Source organism: Agromyces sp. NPDC056523 (assembly GCF_042794545.1).
Taxonomy (GTDB): Bacteria; Actinomycetota; Actinomycetes; order Actinomycetales; family Microbacteriaceae; genus Agromyces.
The window spans coordinates 167357-191035 of sequence record NZ_JBHTTM010000005.1 but is presented as its reverse complement, the minus strand read 5'-3'; the positions used below and the strand labels follow the sequence as shown (position 1 = coordinate 191035).

Annotated in this window: 16 protein-coding genes and 1 tRNA gene; 6 read left to right on the top strand and 11 right to left on the bottom strand. The window is 72.9% G+C overall.

The genetic code is table 11. From position 1 onward, the window contains the following. Positions 1–89: 89 nt before the first annotated feature. Positions 90–1325, top strand: a complete 1236-nt coding sequence (locus tag ACFQ58_RS16250) for an aminotransferase class I/II-fold pyridoxal phosphate-dependent enzyme (protein ID WP_376952204.1) — start codon at positions 90–92, stop codon at positions 1323–1325. On the opposite strand, the gene ACFQ58_RS16245 is transcribed toward ACFQ58_RS16250, so the two are convergent. Further along, positions 1291–2127 carry a carbon-nitrogen hydrolase family protein gene (locus ACFQ58_RS16245; protein WP_376952203.1) on the bottom strand — a complete coding sequence of 279 codons (837 nt, stop codon included), beginning with the start codon at positions 2125–2127 and terminating at the stop codon, positions 1291–1293. The genes ACFQ58_RS16250 and ACFQ58_RS16245 overlap by 35 nt on opposite strands. Positions 2128–2270: 143 nt before the next feature. Here ACFQ58_RS16245 and ACFQ58_RS16240 point away from each other — a divergent pair, with 143 nt between their 5' ends. Continuing rightward, positions 2271–3353 (top strand): DUF2652 domain-containing protein, encoded by a 1083-nt coding sequence (locus tag ACFQ58_RS16240; protein ID WP_376952202.1) that lies wholly within the window; start codon positions 2271–2273, stop codon positions 3351–3353. Between the two features lie 61 nt (positions 3354–3414). On the opposite strand, the gene ACFQ58_RS16235 is transcribed toward ACFQ58_RS16240, so the two are convergent. The 5 genes from ACFQ58_RS16235 to ACFQ58_RS16215 form a co-directional block, all read right to left on the bottom strand. Continuing rightward, positions 3415–4047, bottom strand: coding sequence for a cyclodeaminase/cyclohydrolase family protein (locus tag ACFQ58_RS16235; RefSeq protein WP_376952201.1), 633 nt, complete (start codon positions 4045–4047; stop codon positions 3415–3417). Positions 4048–4141: 94 nt separating this feature from the next. Then, positions 4142–4218, bottom strand: a tRNA-Met gene (locus tag ACFQ58_RS16230). Between the two features lie 48 nt (positions 4219–4266). Then, entirely contained in the window at positions 4267–5136 is an 870-nt protein-coding gene (locus ACFQ58_RS16225) for a class I SAM-dependent methyltransferase (protein ID WP_376952200.1), read from the bottom strand. A gap of 13 nt (positions 5137–5149) precedes the next feature. Continuing rightward, positions 5150–8059, bottom strand: coding sequence for a UPF0182 family protein (locus tag ACFQ58_RS16220; RefSeq protein ID WP_376952199.1), 2910 nt, complete (start codon positions 8057–8059; stop codon positions 5150–5152). Positions 8060–8189: 130 nt separating this feature from the next. Then, complete coding sequence (locus ACFQ58_RS16215; RefSeq protein ID WP_376952198.1) at positions 8190–9323, bottom strand: PDZ domain-containing protein; 1134 nt, start codon at positions 9321–9323, stop codon at positions 8190–8192. 213 nt (positions 9324–9536) lie between these two features. On the opposite strand from ACFQ58_RS16215, the gene ACFQ58_RS16210 reads away from it, so the two are divergent. Beyond that, complete coding sequence (locus ACFQ58_RS16210; protein ID WP_376952292.1) at positions 9537–10937, top strand: zinc-dependent metalloprotease; 1401 nt, start codon at positions 9537–9539, stop codon at positions 10935–10937. 772 nt (positions 10938–11709) lie between these two features. Here the strand turns inward: ACFQ58_RS16210 and ACFQ58_RS16205 are convergent. Continuing rightward, positions 11710–13518, bottom strand: a complete 1809-nt coding sequence (locus tag ACFQ58_RS16205) for an ATP-dependent helicase (protein WP_376952291.1) — start codon at positions 13516–13518, stop codon at positions 11710–11712. Further along, on the bottom strand, positions 13515–14483 hold the full coding sequence (gene nudC / locus ACFQ58_RS16200) for an NAD(+) diphosphatase (protein WP_376952197.1): 969 nt from the start codon (positions 14481–14483) through the stop codon (positions 13515–13517). The genes ACFQ58_RS16205 and nudC overlap by 4 nt, the downstream gene beginning before the upstream one ends. 85 nt (positions 14484–14568) lie before the next feature. Here nudC and ACFQ58_RS16195 point away from each other — a divergent pair, with 85 nt between their 5' ends. Continuing rightward, positions 14569–15771, top strand: coding sequence for a phosphotransferase (locus ACFQ58_RS16195; RefSeq protein ID WP_376952196.1), 1203 nt, complete (start codon positions 14569–14571; stop codon positions 15769–15771). A 13-nt stretch (positions 15772–15784) separates the two neighbouring features. Here the strand turns inward: ACFQ58_RS16195 and ACFQ58_RS16190 are convergent, their stop codons facing one another. Next, positions 15785–19159, bottom strand: coding sequence for an ATP-dependent DNA helicase (locus ACFQ58_RS16190; protein WP_376952195.1), 3375 nt, complete (start codon positions 19157–19159; stop codon positions 15785–15787). Further along, complete coding sequence (locus tag ACFQ58_RS16185; protein ID WP_376952194.1) at positions 19156–22245, bottom strand: PD-(D/E)XK nuclease family protein; 3090 nt, start codon at positions 22243–22245, stop codon at positions 19156–19158. The genes ACFQ58_RS16190 and ACFQ58_RS16185 overlap by 4 nt, the downstream gene beginning before the upstream one ends. Positions 22246–22338: 93 nt before the next feature. Between ACFQ58_RS16185 and ACFQ58_RS16180 the strand changes: the two genes are divergently transcribed. Both ACFQ58_RS16180 and ACFQ58_RS16175 read left to right on the top strand, forming a co-directional pair. Next, positions 22339–22563, top strand: coding sequence for a DUF3107 domain-containing protein (locus ACFQ58_RS16180; protein WP_376952193.1), 225 nt, complete (start codon positions 22339–22341; stop codon positions 22561–22563). Then, positions 22563–22868 carry a hypothetical protein gene (locus ACFQ58_RS16175; protein WP_376952192.1) on the top strand — a complete coding sequence of 102 codons (306 nt, stop codon included), beginning with the start codon at positions 22563–22565 and terminating at the stop codon, positions 22866–22868. The genes ACFQ58_RS16180 and ACFQ58_RS16175 overlap by 1 nt, the downstream gene beginning before the upstream one ends. A gap of 51 nt (positions 22869–22919) precedes the next feature. On the opposite strand, the gene ACFQ58_RS16170 is transcribed toward ACFQ58_RS16175, so the two are convergent. Then, positions 22920–23636, bottom strand: a complete 717-nt coding sequence (locus ACFQ58_RS16170) for a ferritin-like fold-containing protein (protein WP_376952191.1) — start codon at positions 23634–23636, stop codon at positions 22920–22922. Positions 23637–23679: the final 43 nt, after the last annotated feature.

Genomic DNA, 23679 nt, shown 5'->3' with positions numbered 1-23679 from the left:
CGGTTTCTATGACGGACCTATGCCGGTGCCGGGAACCGCCCGGGCGCCCACGCAAGCGTAACGAACCCACCGTGACGTACGGTGTGAGCGTGGAACCCGCCCGCTCCCGCCACCTCGCACCCTGGCAGCGCACCGCAGAGGGCGCCGGCCTGCTCGCCGCCGACGGCACCGTCGCCGCGACCGTGTTCGCCGAGATGACCGCCCTCGCCGTGTCGACCGGCGCGATCAACCTGGGCCAGGGCTTCCCCGATGAGGATGGTCCGCGCGAGGTGCTCGAAGCCGCGCGCGAGGCCATCGCGAACGGGATGAACCAGTACCCGCCGGGGCCGGGGATGACCGTGCTGCGCGAGGCCATCGCCCGGCACCAGCACCGCTGGTACGGCCTCTCGGTCGATCCGATGCGCGAGGTGCTGGTGACGGCCGGCGCGACCGAGGCGCTCGCGGCCACGCTCCTCGCATTCGTCGATGACGGCGACGAGGTGGTCACGTTCGAGCCCTCGTACGACGCGTACGGCGCCCTCATCGCGCGTGCCGGCGGCATCCACCGCACGGTACCGTTGCACTTCCCCGACTGGCGGCCAGACCACGACGAGCTGCGCGCCGCCGTGACCGATCGCACCCGGATCATCCTCGTCAACTCGCCGCACAATCCCACCGGCGCGGTGCTCGACCGTGCCACGCTCGAGCTGGTCGTCGAGCTCGCCCACCGGCACGACGCGCTCATCGTCACCGACGAGGTGTACGAGCACCTCGTCTTCGACGGCGAGCACACCCCCATCGCGACGCTGCCCGGCGGGTGGGGCCGCACGCTGTCGATCTCGTCGGGCGGCAAGACGTTCAACACGACGGGATGGAAGATCGGCTGGGTCACCGGCCCCGCCGCGCTCGTGACCGCCGTGCTCGCGGTGAAGCAGTACCTCACCTTCGTCAACGGCGCGCCGTTCCAGCCCGCGATCGCCGCGGGGCTCGACCTGCCCGACCGGTTCTTCGCCGAGGCCTCCGCGTCGCTCGCCGCAAAGCGCGACCTGCTCGTCGCCGGCCTCGACGCGGCCGGCTTCGCGACGTCGGTGCCGTCCTCCGGCTACTTCGTGGTGGCGGATGCCGCGGCCCTCGGCGAGCCCGACGGGCCGGCGTTCTGTCGCGAACTGCCTCACCGCGCCGGCGTGGTGGGCGTGCCCGTGACCGCGTTCGTCCACCCCGACCGGCGCGACTCCGTGCGCGGCCTCATCCGCTTCGCGTTCTGCAAGCGCCGCGAGGTGCTCGAGAAGGCCTCGGCGCGACTTGCCGCGATCAGCCCTCGCGAGGAGGCACCGACCGCTCCGTGACCGCGAAACGCCGCAGCGCGAGCGCCGGGTTGAGCCGCCGCACCGCCGCGATCCGCTCCGTGGAGAGCCAGGCGACCGCGACCTCCTCCTGCTCGCCGATCGTCGCGAGCTCGACGCCCATGGGGTCGACGATCATGCTGTTGCCCGCGCCGACGGGTGGCGCGTGGTCGGCCGCGACGACGTACGCCGTGTTCTCAAGCGCGCGCGCCGTCGTGAGCGTGCGCCAGTGCGCCTCCTTGAGCGGACCGCGCACCCACTCGGCGGGCATGCAGATCACGTCGGCGCCCGCGTCGACGATGCGACGCGTCACCTCGGGGAACCGCACGTCGTAGCAGGTCTGCAGCCCGAAGCGGATGTCGCCGACCGCGAAGGTCTCGGGATCGCCGATCTCGCCCGGGGCCACCCACTCCGACTCGCGCTGGCCGAAGGCGTCGTAGAGATGCAGCTTGCGGTACCGCGCGACGATCCCCTCACCCGGCGCGATCGCGACGACCGTGTTCGCGACCCGCTGCTCCCCCTCGAGCCGCTCGATCATGCCGGCGACGACGTGGAGGTCGAGCCGGTCGGCGATGGCCCGCAACGCGCGCGTGAACGGCCCCTCGACGGATTGCGCCGCGGCGAGCCACTCCTCGCCGGGCGTCGGCGTGAACCAGCTCGAGTACTCCGGGAACACGACGACGCGCGCGCCGCGTGCGGCGGCGCGATCGGCGAGACGCTCGATCGAGGCCAGGTTCGCGGCGGCATCGTCGCGGGGTGCGAACTGCGCGGCCGCGACCGCGAGCTCCGTGCCATCCGTCTGCATGCGACCCAGCCTAGGGCGGCCCCGACACGAGATCACCGACCGTGCCGACACCATGCGGCGGGGGCGTGCACGGAGTACATTCGCGACAGAGGCGGCACGTCGGCCCGGAGGACGCGTGCACCCTCGGAAGGCGCGGGATGCCGATGGCGACGGAACCGGCCTGCCTGCTGATCGCGGACATCTCCGGCTACACCGGCTACCTGTCGGGTGTCGAGCTCGACCACGCCCAGGACATCCTGGCCGACCTGATCGGGGCGATCATCGACACGCTGCGACCGTCCTTCCGGCTCGCGAAGCTCGAGGGCGACGCCGTGTTCGCGGTCGCGCCCGGCGAGCAGATCGACGGCTCGCTGCTCCTGGACACGGTCGAGCAGTGCTACTTCCGCTTCCGGCGCCGGCGGCGCGATATCCGTCAGGCGACCTCGTGCCCGTGCAACGCCTGCGCGCACATCCCCGACCTCAACCTGAAGTTCGTCGTGCACCACGGTGCGATCCTTCGTCAGCACGTCGCCGGGAATGACGAGCTCCTCGGACCCGCCGTCATCCTCGTGCACCGCCTGCTGAAAAACGGAATCGTCGCATCGACCGGGATCGCGGCGTACGCGGTGTTCAGTCAGCAGTGCGTCGACGCGATGGACGTCGACGTCGACGCCCTGGGCATGCTGCGCGCCGACGAGCGCTACGAGGACCTCGGGACGGTGGCCGTGTGGGTGCACGACCTCGAGCGACGGTGGCGCGAGGAGGAGGACCGAATCCGGGTGAGGGTCGACGAGCGGGACGAGCGCAGCCACATCGACCTGGCGACGTCGGCGCCGGCGTCGGTGGCATGGGAGTTCGCCACCGCTCCGGGTCGGCGGCTCGTATGGCAGGAGGGTCTCTCGGCGCTGCACGCGCAGTCCGTCGGGAATCGTCGGGGGGTCGGTACGATCACCCACTGCGAGCACGGAACCTCGACGATCGTCGAGGAGGTGCTCGACTGGCACCCATATGACTACGTGACGCTTCGATCCACGATGCCGACTCCGCTGGGGCCCGTCCGACTCGTCACCACGACCGAGCTGGAGCCCACTCCGGACGGCGGGACGATCATCCACTATCGGATCGGCTCACCCGAGACCGCTCGGGAGCGCATCGTGATGCGCGCCGTCGCATCCCGGCTCGACGCCTCGCTTCGCGCTAGCGCGGCTCGCCTCGAGCAGCAGCTCGAGACCGAGTCGATGCACTGAACCCTGTGCCCGTCCTGGGCCAGTGCTGGCCCGGCGACCGGCGTCCGCCGAGGCCGCGTGATCAGGCGCGCGATGGATGGATCCGCGCACGCACCCGATCGACGATGGCCTGGAGGTCGACCGTCGTGGCCTCGAGCTCCTCGAACGCGTCGAGCAGGTCCGATCGGCCGCTTCCGGCGTCCTGGGCGAGGAGCAGGTCGGTGCACACGTTGAGGGCGGCCGCCCGGGTGCTCGCCGCGAGGGTGGCGGCGGCGACGCCGACGTCGGCGAGGAGCAGCGTGCTCGTGTCGTCGACCAGTTCCCGCAGCACCGGGACGAGGCCTGCCGCGAACCGCCCAAGCGCCACGGACGACTCCGCGGCGGCGAGGCTCGCCTCGCGCCTCGCGGCCGATCGAGCCTCGGCACTGGTCCGTCCGTTCGCGGCGGCGAAGCCGGCCGATGCGGCGGTGTCCCGGTCGGCCATCGCCGGGGCGGCCTCGCGAATGGCGGCCGAGAACGCCTCCAGCGACCGGCGCCGGACTTCCCCGTCGGGCGATCCGTCGGGCGCGCGGTGAGCGACCACCATCTCGGCCAGCGCGGCCGCCATCCCTGCCATCAGCGCGGCCGCCGCCCCACCGCCCGGATTGGGGCCGGTGGACGCCAGCGCGTGCAGCCACTCGGAAATGGGCTCATCGGCCGTCAGTCTTGCCACCATGAGTCGAGGGTAGACCGACGGCGGACGCAGATCACGGTCACATGCAAGGACAAGAAGAGGCCGGTATCGGATTTCTCCGATACCGGCCTCTGATTGGTTGCGGGGGCAGGATTTGAACCTACGACCTCTGGGTTATGAGCCCAGCGAGCTACCGAACTGCTCCACCCCGCGGCACAAGAGATAACACTAGCACGCGTTCCGAGGGCGGTCGAATCGAGCTCACCGCCCGGGCGAGTCACGCACGGCGACGACCTCGTACGACAGCGGCAGCCACGGCTCGGCGGGCCAACCGTACATGCCGTCGCCCTTCGGCACGGCGATCGGGAAGATCTGCCAGGGCACCTCGTGGTGCTCGGCGAACCTCTCGACGGTGAGACCGGCCTCGCGCATCGCGCCGAGCACCTCGCCGAGCGGGTGGATCCATTCCACCGTCCGTGAGCTCGCGATCCTCGCCTCGGGGTCGGCGTAGTCGCTCGGGTCGTCGAACTCGATCACGTCGGCCGAGGTGTACGGGTACGAGAAGACCGGCAGTCCGCCCGGTCCGCCGTCGCCGTCGAACACGAACGCCGCGGGGTGCCCGTCCGCGAAGTACAGCCGACCGCCGGGCTTGAGGAACCAGGCGATGATGCGCGCCCATTCCGCGACATCCGGGAGCCAGCCGATCGTGCCCCACGTCGTGAAGACGAGGTCGAACGACTCGGGCTCGGGCAGTCGGTGCCGCGCGTCGTACACGTTCGCCTCGATGAAGCGGGCGCGCTCGGCCACACGGAGCTCGGCCGCCATCCGCCGGGCCTCTTCGACCGCCGGCCGGGAGAAGTCGAGGCCGACGGCCGTCGCCCCGACATTCACGAGCGAGAGCGTGTCGGAGCCGAAGTGGCACTGCAGGTGCAGCACGCGCACGCCGTCGAGACCGTCGGGGAACAGCCCCGCGATTCCGGCGGCCGCGATCGGGTCGAGCTGGCTGCCGCCCGCGCGCAGGTTGCCACGGTCGTAGAACGGCGACGCGACGTGCACGGGCACGCGCTCGTCCCAGTTCGCCCGGTTCGCGTCGAGCCAGTCGCCGCTCGTGAGGTCGCGGTCGCGGTCCACGGCCGGCCGACCGTCAGTTCCCGGACGGCGCCTCGGTGGCGGGCGGCTCGGTCGCCGGCGCCTCCGCGCTGCCCTCGTCGGCGAGCACGATGAGCTCGGAGATGATCTCGGCGAGTTCGGCGTCGGCCTGGCCGTAGGCCGCCCAGTCGCCGTCCTGCAGCGCCTGCTGCTTGTCCTCGATCACCTGGCGGGCCCGATTCAGCAGGGCCTGCAGCTCGGTGTCGTCGGTGGCCGGCTGCTCGCCGCCCTCGTCGGGCGTCTGGCCGGGCTCGGTCGGCTCGACCTCCTCGTCGCCAGCGGCCGCACCCGAGTCGCCGCCGAACAGCACGTTCAGCGCCTCGTCGAGGGTGTCCTGGAAGGCGATCTGGTCGCCGAAGGCCACGAGCACCTTCTGCAGCACCGGATAGCTCGTCTCACCGGTCGACCGGACGTACACGGGCTGCACGTACAGGAGGCCGCCGCCGACGGGCACCGTGAGCAGGTTGCCGTTGATCACGTCGGACTGCCCCTGCTTCAACAGGTTCAGCGACTGCGACACGGTCGGATCGGAGTTGAACGTGTTCTGCACCTGGCCGGGACCGGGCACGTTGTCGTCCTCTGGCAGGGAGAGCAACCTCAGCTTGCCGTAGCCCTCAGCCCGCTCACCGTCCTCCGCTCCCGCGTTGGAGTCGACGGCGAGATAACCGCGGAGCACGTTGCGGCTCTGCGTGCCACGCGCCTCGGGGATGAAGGTCGAGTAGATCGAGTAGGTCGGCGCCTCCTGGCCCGGCATCTGCATCGTCAGGTAGTACGGCGGCTGCAGGAGCGTGCTCGCCGAGCCCTGGGTCGGGTCCTTGGGCGTCGTCCACGCGTCTTCGCGCGAGTAGAACGCGTCGGACTCGGTCACGTGGTAGCGACCGAGCACCGCGCGCTGCATCTTGAAGAGGTCGGCCGGGTAGCGCACGTGGCTCATGAGCTCGCCGGACATCTCGCTCATGTCCTGGATGGCGTCGGGGAAGATCTTCCCCCACGTCTGCAGGATCGGGTCCTCGGTGTCCCACGCGTAGAGGGTGACGGAGCCGTCGTACGCGTCGACCGTCGCCTTCACCGAGTTGCGGACGTAGTTGACCTCGTCGAACGCGAGCGGCTGCTGCACGCCCTCGCTGTCGGAGATGGCCTCGCTGTAGCTCACCTTGTTCGAATACGGGTACTGGTCGGAGAGGGTGTAGCCGTCGACGATCCAGACGACGCGGCCGTCGACGACCGACGGGTAGGTGTCACTGTCGAGCGTGAGGAACGGCGCGACCTTCTGGACTCGCTCGATGGGCGAGCGGTCGTAGAGGATCTGCGACTCGTCGTTGACCTGGTCGGAGAGGAAGATCTGCTCGGACTGGAACTTCAGCGCGTAGACCAGCTTGGTGAAGAGGTTGTCGAGCTGCGGACCGCCGTTGCCACCGAACGTGGTCTGCTGCGGTTCGCCCTCACCACCGGCGGGGAAGTCCAGCTCGATGGCCTGCTCGCCCTCGGGTGCGCCGACGATCGAGTAGTCGGGCGAGTTCTCGCCGAAGTACACGCGCGGCTCGAACTCGGGGAGGTTGCCCGTCGACGGGATGCCCGACTGGATGAACACCGGCTGGCCGTCGCTCGAACGCTGGTTGCCCGCTGCCGCCACGAGGCCGTAGCCGTGCGTGTAGACGAGGTGGCTGTTGAACCACGTCTGGGCGTCGCCCAGGCCTTCGAGGTTCAGGTCGCGGATGGCGACGACGGTGTCCTGGGTGGTGCCGTCGATCTCGTAGCGGTCGACGTCGAGCGTCTCGGGGAACTGGTAGTACTGCCGGAACTGCTCGAGCTGGCGGAACGCCGGGCTGATGACGGCCGGGTCCATGAGCCGGATGCTCGCGGTGGTCTCGGCATCCGCGCGAAGCGCGCCGGGCTCGGCATCGGTCTCGGCCTCGTACTGCACCTCTTCGATGTCGGAGACGCCGAACGCGTCGCGCGTCGCGTCGATGTTCCGCCCGATGTACTCGGACTCGAGGGCACGGGCGCTCGGGTCGACCTGGAAGCGCTGCACGATCCACGGGTAGAGCGAGCCGATGAGCAGGCTCGACACGATGAGCAGCACGGCGCCGATGAGCGGCAGCCGCCACCGGCCGAGGATGGCGGTGATGAGGAACAGCACCGCCACGACCGCCGCGATGACCGCCAGGATCTGCCGGCCGGGGATGGTCGCGTTGACGTCGGTGTACGACGCACCGGTGATGAGCGATCCGGCCTCGGTCACCGTGGCGTACTGGTCGAGCCAGATGCTCACGGCCTGCAGCAGCAGGTAGAGACCCGCCGTGATCGCGATCTGGATACGCGCGGCCTTGGAGATCACGACCTCCCGGCCGCTGATCCGGATGGCGCCGTAGAGGTAGTTGGTCGCGATGACGAGCAGGCCCGACAGCAGCACGACCGCCGAGGCGAACCCCACGATCGAGCGGTAGAACGGCAGCTCGAAGACGTAGAAGCCCACGTCGAGGCCGAACTGCGCATCAGCGGAACCGAACGGCGTGCGGTTCAGCCACACCAGGACGGAATCCCAGCGGCTCGCCGTCGAGACGCCGGCGAACACGCCGAGGACGATGGGGATGCCGTACATCGCGAGGCGACGCAGCGGCTCGAAGATCTCCTGGTAGCGATCGAGCTGCGAGTTGAGCTTCGCGTACACCGGCCGGGTGCGGTACGCGATCTGGATCGAGATCCACACCGGCAGCGCCATCGCGAGGAAGCCGATCACGAACAGCACGATGCGGGCGATCCACTCGGTCGCGAGCACCTCGACGAACCCGAGCTGCTGGTACCAGAGCACGTCGGCGTAGATGCCGGCGAACACGAAGAAGGCGACGACGAGTGCACCCACGATGCCGATCGTGATCGCGATCGGCGCACGGCGGCGCGGCATCCTCGGCTCTTGCGGCTGTGCTGTGGACACTCTCGGCCTCATTCGGGGTCGTGGCGGGGTCGATTCCCCATCCTAGGGTCGGCTCATATGGAAAGGCTGCGGGCCGGCTGGGCGCCGGATAACGCTCAGGTCACGCCTCGCAGCGGGCGAAGGACGCGAGGTCGCCGTCCTCGGCGGCGGCCTCGACGATGGTGCGCGCCTCGTCGAGCGTGGTGACCGCGAACACGTCGAGTCCCTCGGGCACGTTGCCGACGACCTCGTCGCAGTTCGCCTGCGGAGCGAGGAAGAGGTCGGCACCGTCGTCGTGGGCCGCCCAGAGCTTCTGCCGGATGCCGCCGATGCCGCCGACCGCGCCATCCGAGTCGATCGTGCCCGTGCCGGCCACCTGGTCGCCACCGGTCATCGCGCCGGGCGTGAGCTTGTCGACGATGCCCAGCGCGAACATCATGCCGGCGCTCGGACCGCCGACGTCGTCGAGGCGGATCTCGACGTCGATCGGGAACTCGTACTCCATCCGGACGCCGACGCCGAGCACCGCCTGCCCGTCGACCGCCTCGGGCGTCACCTCGACCGTCAGCGTCTCGTCACCTCGGCGCACCTCGAGCTGCGCGGGCGTCTCGGTGCCGTGCTCGCGCAGCGCCGAGCGCAGCTCGTCGACCGAGTGCACGGGTTCACCGTCGACCGAGAGGATCACGTCGTCGGGTTCGAGCACGCCCTCGGCAGGCGTCCCCTCGCCGACGCCCACCACCGTGACGTCGCGCGGGAAGTCGTATCCCAGCTCGACGAGCGCCGCCGCGATCGCGTCCTGCTGCGAGTCGACCATCTGCGCCTCGTTCTGCGCGTTCCGGTCGTCTTCGCTGAGCCCGGGCGGGAACAGCGTCTCGACCGGCACGACCGCGCGGCGGGGGTCGAACCACGCGGCGGCGACGTCGAGCCATCCCGGCGTGCGGCCCGGCCGCCCGACGGCCGCCACGGTCAACAGGTCGAGCGAGCCGTCGGTGGCAAACGTCTCCTCGTCGGGGATGTCGATGAGCGGGACATCCTCGCCCTCGATCTCGGACGTGCCGAGCGTGTCGTAGATCGGGCCCGGCTGCTGGATCACGTACGGCGACGGCAGCAGCGCGAAGACCAGCGCGATGGCGACCGCGACCGCGACCGCGATCCAGCCGATGCGCTCGCGACGCGAACGTCGCCGCTCGGAGACGGAGTCCGTCGTGCCGAAGCCCGCTGAGGCGCCATCGGTCTCGGGCCCGAACAACGACATGCCGCGACATCCTCTCCGGGTGTGCCGGATTGCAGCCCCTTCCGGGGCCGGCGCTGTTCGCGACGGGCGGACACCCGGAACGTCAGCCTAGGCCATTTCCCAAGGAGGAAGCCGGGCCGCGGCGGTAGCGTGGAATGCCGAACGAGGGAGGTGGCCCGAGTGGCCGAAGGCGACGAGGAACGCGATCGGAACCCCGAGGACGAGTTCCGCGACATGCTCCGCGAACTGCTGTCCGGATCGGGCGGCATCGACGCGTCGAAGCTTGCCGATGCGGCCGGGTTGCCCAGCGATCCGGCCAGCCTCGCGGCGATCTTCAGCCAGCTGCAGCAGGCCATGCAGCGCTCGGCCGACGAGGGCATCGACTGGTCGCTCGCGCTCCGCCAGGCCGAGCAGCGGGCGTCGTCGGGGCAGCGTCAGCTCGCGCCCGCCGAATCCGACCGGCTCGACACCGCATTCGACCTCGCGGCGCTCTGGCTCGACGAGGTCGTGGACGTCTCGGCACTCCCGGGCACACCCGAACTGCTGACCCGCCGATCGTGGGCGGCGGCCACCATGCCGATCTGGTCGCAGCTCGCCGAGCCCGTGGCGCTCAGCATCGCCGACTCGCTCACGCGGGTCATGAGCGAGCAGGCGCCCGAAGAGCTGCGCTCGATGGTCCAGGGCGCAAGCCGGATGATGCGGGGCATCGGCGGCGCGATGTTCGCCATGCAGCTCGGGCAGGTCGTCGGCCAGCTCTCGACCGAGGTCGTCTCGGGCGGCGATGTCGGCATCCCGCTGCTCGAAGACGGTCGCGCCGCGCTGCTGCCGCAGAACATCGCGGAGTTCGGCGAGGGGCTCGACATCCCCGCCGACCAGGTCGAGCTCTACCTCGCGGTGCGCGAACTCGCGCACGCGCGGCTCTTCCGGCACGCGCGGTGGCTGCGACTGCACCTCATCACCGCGATCACGGCGTTCGCCCGCGGTATCGACGTCGACGTCGAGCGGCTCGAGCAGCTCGCCGAGGGCTTCGACCCGTCCAACACCGACGAACTGCGCGACGCGGTCGCGAACGGCGCGCTGCTGCGCCCGAAGAGCACCGAGCAGGAGGCGGCGCTCGCCCGGCTCGAGACGATGCTCGCGCTCGTCGAGGGCTGGGTCGACGTCGTGACGGCCGATGCCACGTCCCGCCTGCCGAAGTCCGACGCCGTCGCCGAGACCATCCGCCGCCGGCGCGCCACCGGCGGCCCCGCCGAGTCCGCACTCGCGACGCTCGTCGGGCTCGAGCTGCGTCCGCGCCGCATGCGCGACGCCGCCGCGATGTGGCGCGCGGTCACCGACGCCGTGGGCGTCGCCGCACGCGATGCCCTGTGGGCGCACCCCGACCTGCTGCCGACCGCGGTCGACCTCGACGACCCGGCTCCGCTCGCGGCGCGGCTCGCCGCCGGCGGACAGGCGGCCGGCGAGGCCGACGCCGAGTTCGACGAGGCGCTCGAGGCACTGCTGCGCGGCGACACCCCGAGCGCGGATGCCGACGGCGAGGAGACCGACGGCCCGGACGCGCCTGACGCGCCTGATGCGGACTCGCTCGACGACGAGGCGCCCGACGACGAGGCGCCCGGCGACCGCCCGTCCTGACCCGGTCGTCCGGCCTGTGGACGGAGCCCGACACACGGCGCGCGGCTGCGGCATGCTTCCGGCATGACGCCGCGACTGGATCCCGCACTCCCCCTCGTCTGGCGCTCGCCGCGCGAACTGCAGCTCGGCGGCGTCCGCCCCGTCGCGGTGCTGCCGGATCCCGGCCCTGCTGAGCTCGGGGTGCTCCGCGCGCTCGCGTCCGGGGCCTCCGTCTCGACGCTGCGCACGATCGGCACGGCGCTGGGCGCGTCGGAGGCCGAGGTGGATGTGTTGCTCGAGCGCCTGGAGGCGGCGTTCGCCGTCGAGCCGACCCAGCCGGCGAGTGCCCGGGTGGCGCTCGCCGGCGAGCCCGAGCTCGTCGGCGAGCTCGCATCGCTCCTGACCAGGCTCGGGCACCGCGCGGTCGACGCGGTGTCGGCGGATCCCGCCGACGTGGACGTCGCCGTCCTCGTCGGCGCGTGGGTCATCGCGCCGGCCCTGCACCTGCCCTGGCTCTCCGCAGACGTCCCCCACCTCGCGGTCGTCGTCGACGGCGGCGGGGTCGAGGTCGGGCCGCTCGTGCGACCCGGGCGCGGCCCGTGCCTCCGCTGCGTGCACCTCTGGCGGCGCGACGCGGATGCAGCATGGCCGGCGATCGCGGCGCAGCTCGCCGTGACCGCACGGCCGCCCCGGTCGCCGCGCGCCGAGCACGAGGCGCTCGCGCTCGCGGCATCCGTCGTCGACGACCTCGCGCGCACGAGCCGCACGGTGCTCGACGCAGCGACCGCCCGGTTCAGCGGCGCGGCCGGCTCGCCGCCACCGGCACCCCGGCCGATCGGGACGCACCCGGAGTGCGGATGTCGAGCTCTCGCAGGAACCGCGACGGCTCCCGCTCGCCTCGATGCGCGGCGGCCCGCGCCGCCCAGCTCAGCGTCAGCCGTCGGCGTGCCCGCGTGAGTCCGACGTACAGCAGGCGCCGCTCCTCGTCGATGGCTTCGAGCCCGGTCGCGTACGCGATCGGCAGCATGCCCTCGGTGAGGCCCACGAGGTGCACCTCATCCCACTCCAGCCCCTTCGCCGAGTGCAGCGTCGCGAGGGTGACCGCGGCGATCGCCGGCTCGTGCTGCGCCTCGGCGCGCGCTCGGAGGTCGTCGGCGAACGCGCGCAGCGTCGTCCCCGGCGGCAGGTCATCGACCAGTCGTGCGATCGCGTTGAGCGACTCCCACCGGTCGCGGACCGCGCCCGGCCCGGGCGGCGGCTCGACCGACCAGTCCAGCGAGCGGAGCACGTCGCTCACGGCCTTGAACACGGGCTCCTCGGTGGCGGCGAGCGCCTGCGCGCGGATCGCATGCACCGCCTGGCGCACCTCGGCGCGGTCGAAGAACCTCTGGGCACCCCGCACGCGCGCGGGAACGGCGACCTCGCCGAGCGCCTGCTCGAGGAGCGCGGACTGCGAGTTCACCCGCAGCAGCACGGCGATCGCCTCGGCCGGAACGCCCGCGTCGATGCGGGCACGGATCCGGGTGGCGACACCGCGAGCCTCGGTCAGCTCGTCGGGGAAGGCGACGACCACGGGCTGGACGCCGTGCGCCGCGCGGTCGGCCGCCGGTCGCGGGGACGGCGCGGCCGCGCCATCCGCAACCGCCGGGTCGCCCCCGTCGGGCGGCGACGCGACGAGCCGCAGCGCGCCCGGTCGTCCGCGCATGAGCCGGTTGGCGACGTCGACGATCTCGGGCGTCGACCGGTAGTTGCGCTCGAGGCGCACCAGCGTGGCCTCGGGGTGCCGTCGCTCGAAGCCGAGGAGGTACTCGGCCGACGCGCCCGCGAAGGAGTAGATGGTCTGGCTCGCATCGCCGACCACGCACACCTCGTCGCGGCCGCCGAGCCACAGGTCGAGCAGCTGCTGTTGCGCAGGCGAGACGTCCTGGTACTCGTCGACCACGAAGTGCCGGTAGCCCTCGCGCACCTGCATGGCGACGGCCGGTTCAGACTCGATCATACCCGCGGTGGCGAGCAGCACGTCCTCGAAGTCGATCATGCGGCGCTCGTCCTTGAGCGTCTCGTACGCCTCGATCAGCACGAGCAGCTGCTCGGCGCCGAGCGTGCCCGGCGCGCCGCGACTGGCGACGCGCGCCCGGTACTCGTCCATCGAGAGGCCGGTGACCTTGCGCACCTCGATCTCGGCCGCGACATCCCGCAGCGTCGCGGTGTCGACCTTCAGCCGGCAGCGCTCGGCCGCGAGGCCGAGCAGCCGGCCCTTGAACTCGAGCACGCGCGGCGCCGGACCGCCGACGACGATCGGCCAGAAGTGGTTGAGCTGGGCGAGCGCGGCCGCGTGGAAGGTGCGCGCCTGGACTCCGCCCGCGCCGAGTGCGCGGAGCCGCGCGCGGAGCTCGGCCGCGGCGCGGGTGGTGAACGTGAGCGCCATCACGCGCGCCGGGTCGTACGCCCCCGACGCCACGCCATACGCGATGCGGTGCGTGATCGCACGCGTCTTGCCCGTGCCGGCACCCGCGAGGACGCACACCGGGCCGTTCAGCGCCTCGGCGACGATGCGCTGCTCGTCGTCGAGCGCGGCGAGCAGTGGATCGGCCTCGGTCATGAGGTCGACCACGGCAGCGACGACGACAGCGGTCCGCCGTACCAGCGCTCGAGCATCCACCTCGCGATCGACGTCTCGCCGGGCAGCCCGACCAGTCCCAGCGCTGCAGAGAGCTCGTCGCGGTCGAACCAGCGCAGCTCGAGGATCTCCTCGCCGTCGGGCACGGCCGTGACGGAGGCCCCGTCGGCGACGCGGGCCCGGAACGCGCACATCAGGCTCGCCGGGAACGGCCACGGCTGCGACCCGAGGTACTCGACGCGATCGACGACGAGCCCGGTCTCCTCTGCGATCTCGCGGACCACGGCCGACTCGAGCGACTCCCCCGGCTCGACGAAGCCCGCGAGCACCGAGAAGCGGTCCTGCTGCCACATCGCGTTCGAGCCGAGCAGCACCCGGTCGTCGTCGTCGGTGACGAGCACGATGACCGCCGGGTCGGTGCGCGGGAACCGTAGGGCATCCTCGGCGAGGCAGCGGCGCGCCCACCCCGAGGTCACCACCTCGGTCGGGCTGCCGCAGCGCGCGCAGAAGGCGTGCGTGCCGTGCCAGTTCGCGAGCGCGACGGCCTGGATGGCGAGCCCGGCGTCGCGATCGTCGAGCTGCGTCGCGACCGTGCGCAGGCCCGCCCAGCCGGCGTGGTCGGCGAGGTCGGCACCCGATCCGTCATCGAGCACCCACGCCTCGAGCGGGCTGCCGGCGGGCAACGGGTCGCCCGCGCCATCCGCCCCATCGCCGAGCGTGCGACCGAGGTAGCACCGCAGGGCCGGCGCCGGCAGCGATGACGGATGGCACAGCCCGAGCACACGCGAACCTGCCGCGTCGCCGAGGAGGACCTTACCGTCGCGCACGACCAGCACACGGGCGTTCGGGTCGGCATCGAACGCGGCCTCGCGACCCGCCACCGCGCGGCTGACCGCATCGCGGTCGAGGTGCTCGCGCGCTAGCGGCGGCGCGTCGGGTTCGAGCACAGGGCACCTCTCGCTTGCTGCCGGAGTCGTCGGGAAGGCGTGGCGGTCGCCGGGCAGGCGGGAACACCTGCTTAGGCTGTGTGCCATGGCCAGACCCCCACTCACTCTAGCCGCGTTGGCCACGGCCGCGGTGGCCGGACTCGAGGTGCGGGCGGCCCGGGCGCACAGCCGTGATGCGGGGGGCGCGTTCGACGCCGTCGAGCTCCATTCCACCGACGGGCGGCGCCTGTTGATCCGCGCCCCGCGCACCCAGACCGCCGAGTCGGAGCAGTCGGCCGACCTCGTCGCCCTGAGGGCGCTCACGCCGGGTATCCGATCGCGGCTGCCGTTCGCCATGCCCGTGTTCGTCGGGCAGGCGCCGATCGGACCCACGCGCGCGGTGGTGACCGAGTTCATCCCGGGCGCGGTGCGGTCGGCCGACGAGCTGACGGCGAATCCGGCGCTCGCCGCCGACATCGGCCGGGCGATCGCCGCGGTCCACTCCCTGCCACCGGGCTTCATCGGCGAGGCCGGCCTGCCGCGACGCACCGCCGCCGAGGTGCGCGAATCGGCGGTGGCCGTCATCGATCGCGCGGCGGACACGAACCGCCTCCCCGCCGCCCTGGTGCGCCGATGGGAGGAGGCGACCGACGACGACACGCTGTGGCGGTTCGCGCCGACCGTCGTCAACGGCCAGCTCGGTGCCGAGTCCGTCCTCGTCGAGGGCGACCACGTCACGGGGATCGTGGGCTGGGCCGGGCTCGCGCAGGACGATCCCGCGCGCGACCTCCACTGGATACTCACGTCCACCGGCCCCGCTGCGGAAGCGGCGCTGGCGGCCTACGTGACCGCTCGATCGGGAGGCGCCGACGCGGAGCTCGCGCGCCGCGCCCTGCTGCACGCGGAACTCGAGCTCGCACGGTGGCTGCTGCACGGCATCGACACCCGCGACGACGCGGTCATCGACGATGCGGTCGGCCTGCTCGACGGACTCGTCGCGAGCGTGCACGACCATGCGTCCGAATCGCTGACCAGCGACACGGGACCGATCCTCGCGGTCGACGAGGTCGAGCGCCTGCTCGACGAGACGCCGCGCGACGTCGTCGGCCGGGACGCCGGGTCGACGATGCTCACCGACAGCTACGACGTCGAGGAGCTGCGACGGCACCTCGAGGCCGACCGAGCCGATGGCGGCGATGCGCCTGCGGGTTCGCCTCCCATGGATGCGACCACGCCGATAACGCTCGACCTGACCGACTGGGGCGACGCGTCACCGCCGGCGAGCGGCGCACGCGACCGCACGGCCTGACGGCAGCGCCGCCTCACGATCCGCCGGTGACCGCGCTTCGCACGGCCTCGGGCACGTCGGGAACGGCCACGCCGGCACCGGACGCGGGTGCATCGGTCGCCCGTGCGCCCGCGGCGGCTCGCGGCGCGACCGTGGCCCACGCGCGCCGGATCGCATCCTCGTCGTAGAGCACGCCGGGGCGCAGCACCCGGTCATCCTCGACGTAGTAGAAGACGGCGTCGATCGCGTTCGCGGGCACGCCGGCCCAGCGCGCATAGGCGAGCCGGTAGAGCGCGAGCTGGGTCTGGCGCAGCTCGAGCTCGAGCTCGTCGCGCGGCGCGGCACCGGTCTTCCAGTCCACGACCTGAAAGCGGATGCCGCGCCGGCCCGTTTCGGACGCCGGATCGACGTCGTACACCGCGTCGAGCTTGCACACGAAGACGTGCTCGTCGAGGGGCAGGTGCAGTTCGAGCTCGACCGCGATCGGCCGGCGGTCGGCCCATTCGGATGACGCGAACGTGGCGCGCAGTCGTTCCAGCCGCGATTCCACGGGGTCGTCGACCAGTTCGTCGGCCGTGAGGTCGAATGCGAGGTCGAGCGCGTCGAGGTCGGCCGAGGCGCCGTCGACCGGCACCGAACCTCCTGCGCCGACGCCGGCGGTCGATCGTTGCTCGACCCAGGCGTGGAAGAGCGTTCCGATGCGCGTCGCCCGGTAGGGCCGCTGCGGCATGGGCCGTGCGAGTTCGGCGGCGACCGCGCCGGGGTCGTCGACGTAGTCCTTGAAGCGCGAGGCGGGCACGCGGGTGGGGACGCCGGCGGCCGCTCCGCCTTCGGCGCGACGGCGGCGTTCCTCGAGCAGCATCCGCAGGTCGTCGGCCAGTGCCGGCCCGATCTCGACCCCGCTCGGGCCGGAAGCCGCCTCGCGGACGGCATCGGCCGCGCGGAGCACGGCCGGCCGCCGAACGCCGAGCGGGTCGAGGGGCCAGGTCACACGGGGGGCCTCGGCCGCGCGCGGATTCTCGTCATGCTCGGACGCGGCCGGAAGCATGTCCGCGTCGACGAGGCCGATCGGAACGAGCTCGCGCAGGAACGTACTGGGCTGCCGCGGCGCCTTCTGCGTCGCCCACCACGATCCGGTCAGCAGCAGCTCGGACCGGGCACGCGTGACGCCGACGTAGGCGAGCCTCCGTTCCTCGTCGGCGTGCCGCTCGCGGTTCTCGGCGGCGAAGGCCCGCACGGCCTCGTCGAACTCGGCCTGGCTCTGGACGCCCCGCCACGCCAGCTCGGGGATCTCGTCGCGGTCGCCGCGGAACTCGTCGGGCAGCATCCCGAACGCCAGCCAGCCCTTCGCACTCCGCGGCGTCGAGGGCAGCTCTCCCTCGACCATGCGCGGGATCGCGACGACATCCCATTCCAGGCCCTTGGAGCCGTGGATCGAGAGGACCTGCACCGCACCCGGTTCGGGGTCGTCCTGGCGAGGGCTCAGTCGGTCGCGTTGCTCGGCCTCGGTGAGCCATCCGAGGAACCCGCCGAGCGTGGCGTGCTCGGCCGTGTCGACGAACGCGCCGACCAGGTCGCCGAAGGTCTCGAGGCTGGCTGCGCCGAGCGGTTGCGCGGGGTTCGCGGCGACCTCGATGTCGAGCAGGAGCTCCTGCTGGACGAGCGTCACGAAGTCGACGAGCCCCAGTCCCGCGCGACGGCGCAGGGACTGCAGCTGCGCCCCGGCTCGGCGGAACCGCGCCAGGCCCCCGGCCGTGAACCGCGCCAGCGCACGATGCTCGTCGGGCGCGGTGAGCAGGAAGTCGAGCGCGTCGACGATCGACGGCGACTCGTCGGGTGCGATCGAGCCCCGGATGCCCTGCCTGACCGCGTCGGCGAGCCGACGGGTCGCGAGGTCGCGCTCGGCGAGCCAGCGTGCAAGCCCGCCGAGCGCCGCGAGATCGGCCGGGCCGATGCTCCAGCGCGCGCCGCCGAGCAGTCGGAGGAGCTCGGAGCCGGCGGTCGGGTCGTGCACCACGCGCAGCGCGCAGACGAGGTCGGCGATCACCGGCTGGTCGAGCAGGCCGGCCACGCCGAGCACGTGCACGGGGACCCCGCGTTCGCGCAGCGCGGCCGCGAACAGGTCGACGTGGGCGAACGTGCGGCAGAGCAGCGCGCCGGTCGGCCCGCCGGGCCGCATCCGGTCGGCGAACCACGCCGCCACCGCGGCCGCCTCGTCGTCGATGGTCTCGTGCCATCGCACGTCGAGCCGGCCCGGGCCGGCGAAAGGCGACGGACGCAGCGGCGCTTTCGGGATCCCGGCGTCGAGCGGGGCGATGAGCGCATTGGCGGCGCCGAGCACGACGACCGGATTGCGCCAGCTCGTCGACAGGTCGTACGCCACCGCCGTCGAGGAGGGCGCGAAGTCGGACGAGAACCGGGCGAGGTTGGCTGCGCTCGCGCCGCGCCATCCGTAGATGGACTGGTCGGGGTCGCCGACCGCCATGACCGGATGGTTCGCGAAGAGCAGTGCGAGCAGTCGCGTCTGCACGACGCTCGTGTCCTGGTACTCGTCGAGCAGGACGGTCGCGAACCGCTCGCGATGCTCGTCGACGACCTCGGGATGCGCGGTGCAGATCTGCAGGGCGAGCGCGACCTGGTCGGAGAACTCGACGAGCCCGCGCTGCTGCTTCGCCGCCGCGTAGGCGTCGGCGAGGTCGAGCAGCGGCGGGAGCGCGTCGACCACGCCCAGCGCCGACACGAAGCTCTCGAACGGCGTGCGCTTGCGCGGCGCCTCGATCGGCAGGTCGGCCATCGCCAGGAAGTCGCGAGCGAACGCGCGCACGTCGCGGCTGTCGGTCACGTTCTCGGCGAGCGCACGACTGAGGCCGAGCACCGCGCCCGTGACCCGATCGAGCGAGGCGTCGAGTTCGACGAGGCGGTCGTCGGCAGAGGCCGCGACGATGCTGCGGGCGAGCTGCCAGGCGGCCGCCTCGCCGAGGATCGCAGCGTCGGGCTCACGTCCGATCCGGAGCGCGTGCTCGCGGTAGATCGCGCCGGCGAACGCGTTGTAGGTCGAGACGGTCGCAGACTCGAGCGGGTCGAGCACCACGTCGGCGACGCCCTCGGCCACCAGTTGCCCGACGCGCTCGCGGACGCGGTCGGCGAGCTCGCCCGCCGCCTTGCGGGTGAACGTGAGTCCGAGCACCTCGGAGACGTCGACGAACCCGTTGGCCAGCAGCCACACCACGCGGTTGGCCATCGTCTCGGTCTTGCCGCTGCCGGCGCCCGCGACGACGAGGCTCTGCCCGCACGGATCGGCCTCGATCACCGCCCGCTGCTCAGGCGTGGGCGCGTGCAACCCGAGTCGTTGCGCGATCTCGTCGGCGCCGATGCGCACCCCCTCGACCGTTCGGGCGCGCGCGGTCATGCCGACACCGCCGGGACGAGGTGCACGCGGTAGGCCCAATCGCCGAACCGCGAGCCGTGCGGCAGCTCGACGGGCGACTCGAAGCTCGAGGCCGCCATGATCCGGCCGACCTGGTCGAGGCGCTCGCGGAAGAGTGCCTCGGCCTCGTCGTCGAACGGCTGCTGGGCACGCTCGGTGTACAGGCGACCACCGACCGGTCGGGCCACATAGACGAGCTTCGCCCCGCCGAGCCGGCCCGCGTTCGGAAGCGCGTCGGCCCGGGCTGCGAGCTGGTAGGCCGCGAGCTGCGGGTGCGCGGCGGTCTGCGCGGCGGTCGGAGGTGTGCGACCGGTCTTCAGGTCGACGATGACCGTCGTGCCGTCAGGCGACGCCTCGACGCGGTCGATGGTTCCCGTGATGCGCGTGCGGCCGCTCACGAGCGTGAACCGGCCTTCGGCACCGAGCACGACGACGCGGTCGTCGGCGGCGTTGCGCAGGTAGTCGGCCGCGCCCTCGGTCATGCGGCGCGCTCCGCGTCGTTCGCGCTCGGCGACCCAGCCGGCGTCGAACCGGAGGTCGCGCCATCGCCGCTCGACGGAGGCCCAGAGCGTCTCGACGTCGAACTCGCCGTCGTTCGCGGCCGCCTCTTCGACGACGGCGTGCACGATGGTGCCGATCGACGCAGCGAGTCCCGACGGCGGCTGCGCCACGTGATCGACGAACCAGCCGAGCGGCGACTCCTCGACGCGGTCGATCTGCGACGGCGAGACCGCCACGAGCGCCTCGGGATCGCCGTCGAGGTCGACGAGCGGCGCGGTGGTCGTCGGAGCGGCGAGCCCGTACCACTCGTCGGGATGCGCTCCGGTCACGCCGTGCTCGGCGAGGAGGGCGAGTGCCGCCGCAGCCTCCCGGTCGCCGACGGCGGCGTCGCGGCGGAGCGCTCCGACCATGCCGCGAAGGTGGAGCGGCCGCCGGCGCCGAGGCACGGGTCGCGCCGGCGCGAACCCCATGAGGATCGACGGCTGCTCATCGTCGGTCGCCGTGCAGGCCAGCACGACCTGCCTGCGGGCGCGCGAGACCGCGAGTGCGAACAGGCGCAGCTCGTCGGCTCGCGTCGACGCCCGCACCGATGCGGCGCTCTCGGGCTCGGGCATCGGCGCGCCCGCTCGGAGCGCCGCGATCGCGCGGCCCAGCGCGCCCGCGTGGAGGAGCGTGCCGCGCGGGCGGAGGTTCGGCCAGACCCCGTCTTGCAGCCCGGCGACGACGACGACGTCGAACTCGCGGCCGATGAGCGCGGGCGGGGTGGCGAGCACGACGACGTCGGCCCCGCGCTCGGGTGCCAGGGAGTCCTCGGGCAGCGCGTTCTGCCGTAGCTCGTCGACGAACCGACGCGCCGGGGCGCCCGGTTCGCGCTCGACGAAGCGGCGCCCGGCGGCGAACAGGGCGACGACCGCGTCGAGCGAGCGGTTGGCCTCGTCGGCCAGGACGCCGCTCCCAGCGGCCTGCGCGGCCCATTCGGCCTCGAGGCCGCTGTCGTGCCACAGCAGCCACAGCAGTTCCTCGACGGTCGCGCCGCGCTCGGCCGACCGGCGCGCCGCGTCGAGCAGGGCGGCGAGGCGACTCGCACGACGGCCGGACGGCGAGTCGAGGGTGGCGAACCCGCCGGCAGCGCCGAGCGCGTCGACGAGCAGTTCGTCGGCGCTGCGTGCGCCTTCGGCGGCGAGCTCCTCGTGGCGCAGCCCGAGGCGGAGCCGACGCAGCCCCACGCGGTCGAGGCGACCCAGCGGCCCCGTGAGCAGGGCGGTCGCCGACTCGGCAGAGAGGGGTTCGATGCCGAGGACGTGCGCGGCGGCCTCGAGGAGGGCCGCCGACCCGGGCGCGTCACGCAGCGCCGTGCGGGCGGTGCCGCCGGTGACGGGCACGTCAGCCGCGGCGAGCGCACGCGCGAAGGCCGGGATCTCGGCGCCGGACCGCATCACCACCGCCATCGCCGACCACGGGACGCCGTCGAGCAGGTGCCGTTCGCGCAGCACCGCGGCGACCTGGGCGCCCTCGGCGGCCGCGGACGCCGCCTCGATGCCGATGACGGGCTCGAGGTCGTCGTCATGCTGCTCGAGCGCGGTCGGCGCCGAACGATGGGTTCCACCGAGCGCCGTGCCCACGTGGGCGACGACCTGCGAGACGAGTCGCCGGTGCGCGGCCCGGCCGCGGTGGACCACGGGAAGCTCGACGCGTCGCACCTCGCCGCCGAGCACGGACGGCAGCGAGCCGAGCAGGTCGGCGCGCCCGCCGCGGAAGCCGTTGCTCGCGACGTCGGGATCGCCGAACGCGACCACCTCGACGCCGCGGGCCGCGAAGGCGGCGAGCAGCGCCGCGCTCGCCTCGGTCGCCTCTTGAGCATCGTCGACGACGATGAGGCGCAGTCTGGCGAGCGCGCCGAGCGCCGACGCGTCGGCGGGATCGTCGACGCTGCCGCGTACCACAGCCGCCGCGTAGGCGCCGAGCTCGGCGGAGTCGAACTGCGTCGGCCGCAGTTGTTCCTTGACCTCGGCGTACTCGGCGAGGAACCGCGCGGCCGCGACCCACTCGGGCCGGCCGGCCCGGCGACCGGCCGCGGCGAGCTCGTCGGGCCCGACGCCGAGCTCGACCGCGCGCATCATGAGGTCGCGCAGCTCGGCGCGGAACCCGCGAAGGGCTCGCACCTCGGCGGACAGCCCGTCGGGCCACTCGGGCCCGTCACCGTCGACGGCCTGCGCATCGAGCAGTTCGCCGATGACCTGGTCGTGCTCGGCGCCGGTGAGCAGCGTGACCGCGCGCCCGGTGCGAGCGCGGACCAGGTCGTACGCGACCGCGCTCGCGGTGCGCGCGAGCGCGCCGCGCGTCGTGATGCCGAGACGGACGGCCAGCGCGTCGCGCAGGCTCGCGGCCGTGCGCCGCGTGGCCGCGAGCACGAGGACCTCGGACGGATCGAGCCCGCCGGCGACGCGCTCGGCGACGAGCTCGATCGCGAGCCGCGTCTTGCCCGAGCCCGGTGCCCCGAAGACCGCCGCGTGCCCGCTGCCCACGAGGTCGAGGACGGGGGCGACGGGGGATGCCTCGAGCTGCATGCCGCCCACGGTATCCGTGTCCGCCGACAGTGAACGCGACGGGCCCCGACCCGCGCGTGTCGTAGGGTTCTGTCAACGACAGAAAGGCGCACAGTGGACCTTCGCATCGGCATCCAGAACTCCCCCCGCGAGCTCTCGTTCGAGACCTCGCAGACGGCGGCGGAGGTCGAGCAGGCCGTCGCCGCGGCGCTCTCGGGCCAGAGCCCGGTGCTGCGGCTGTCCGACAGCAAGGGCACGATCTACGTGGTTCCCGCTGCAGCGCTCGCGTACGTCGAGATCGGCACCGAGGAGGCCCGCCGGATCGGGTTCGTCGGCTGATGGAACTCCTCTTCGTCACGCTCGGCGGCGCCATCCTCGGACTCGCCGCCCGCTACGCCCTCCCGCGCCGCCGCACGCACGGCGTCGTCCTCGTCCCAGCCGTCGGCGCGGCCGCGGCCGCGGTCGCATGGGTCGCGCTGACCTGGCTCGGCCTCGCCTGGGACGGCGGATGGATCTGGCTCATCTCCCTCGCCGCGGCCGCGGCCGCGGCGGCCGGGACGGCACTGTTCGTCGGTCCGCGACGCGAGCGGCAGGATGCCGAGACGTTCGCGCGACTCTCGAAGTTCGGCCTGGCCCACCGCTGACGCCGCGAGCCGTGCCGACCCGGCAACCGACCGGCGCGCGCCGGGCGCGGCTCAGGCCGTGAGTCCGAGCGCGTCCATGCGGCGCGTGTGCGCGGCGATGAGCTCGGTGAACACCGGCTCGACGTCGGCCCCGAGCGCCCCGCTGGACTCCGAGGCGCGGAGGGCGGAGTGCGCGATGAGCAGCGTGTCGCCCACGAGGCTCCGGCCCCACAGCGCGAGCCGATCCGCGAGCGTCGGGTCGTCGGCGATCGCGTGCTGGAGTTCCTGGACGACGACCTCGGCGGCGGCCTGCGGGGCGAGGATGCCGCGCACCCGGGTACCCAGGTCGGGCGGCAGCCCCTCGGAGAGCCGCGCGAAGTAGTCGTCGAGCATGCCCGAGGTGATGTGGATGCCGAGCAGCAGCTCGGTCCAGTCGGCGCCCGACGTCGCCTGCCGGAAGCGGTCGGTCGCGGGCGCGAACGGCGCCATCACCTCGGCCGGCTCGGCGTCGAGCCGGCGCAGCTCGGCGATGAGGTCGTGGTGCTGGCGCAGCGCGACGCCGGCCGCGGCGCTCAGCCCCTCCTTCGACGTGAGGTCGGGCGCGGTCGCGACGGCCTTCGCGAGGCTCTCGAAGAACTCGAGCTGGATGTAGGCCGCCTGGCCGAGGAACGCGACGGGGTCGGGCACGACCTCGGTGAAGTCGATACGGGTGAGCTGGGTCGGCGCAATGCGGGGACGCATCCGCGGCGTCTCGGGCCGCGGCAGGCGCGGCTTGGACCAGTTCACCACGGACCACAGCATAGAGGGCCCGCCGGGACATGGTGCGACCCCG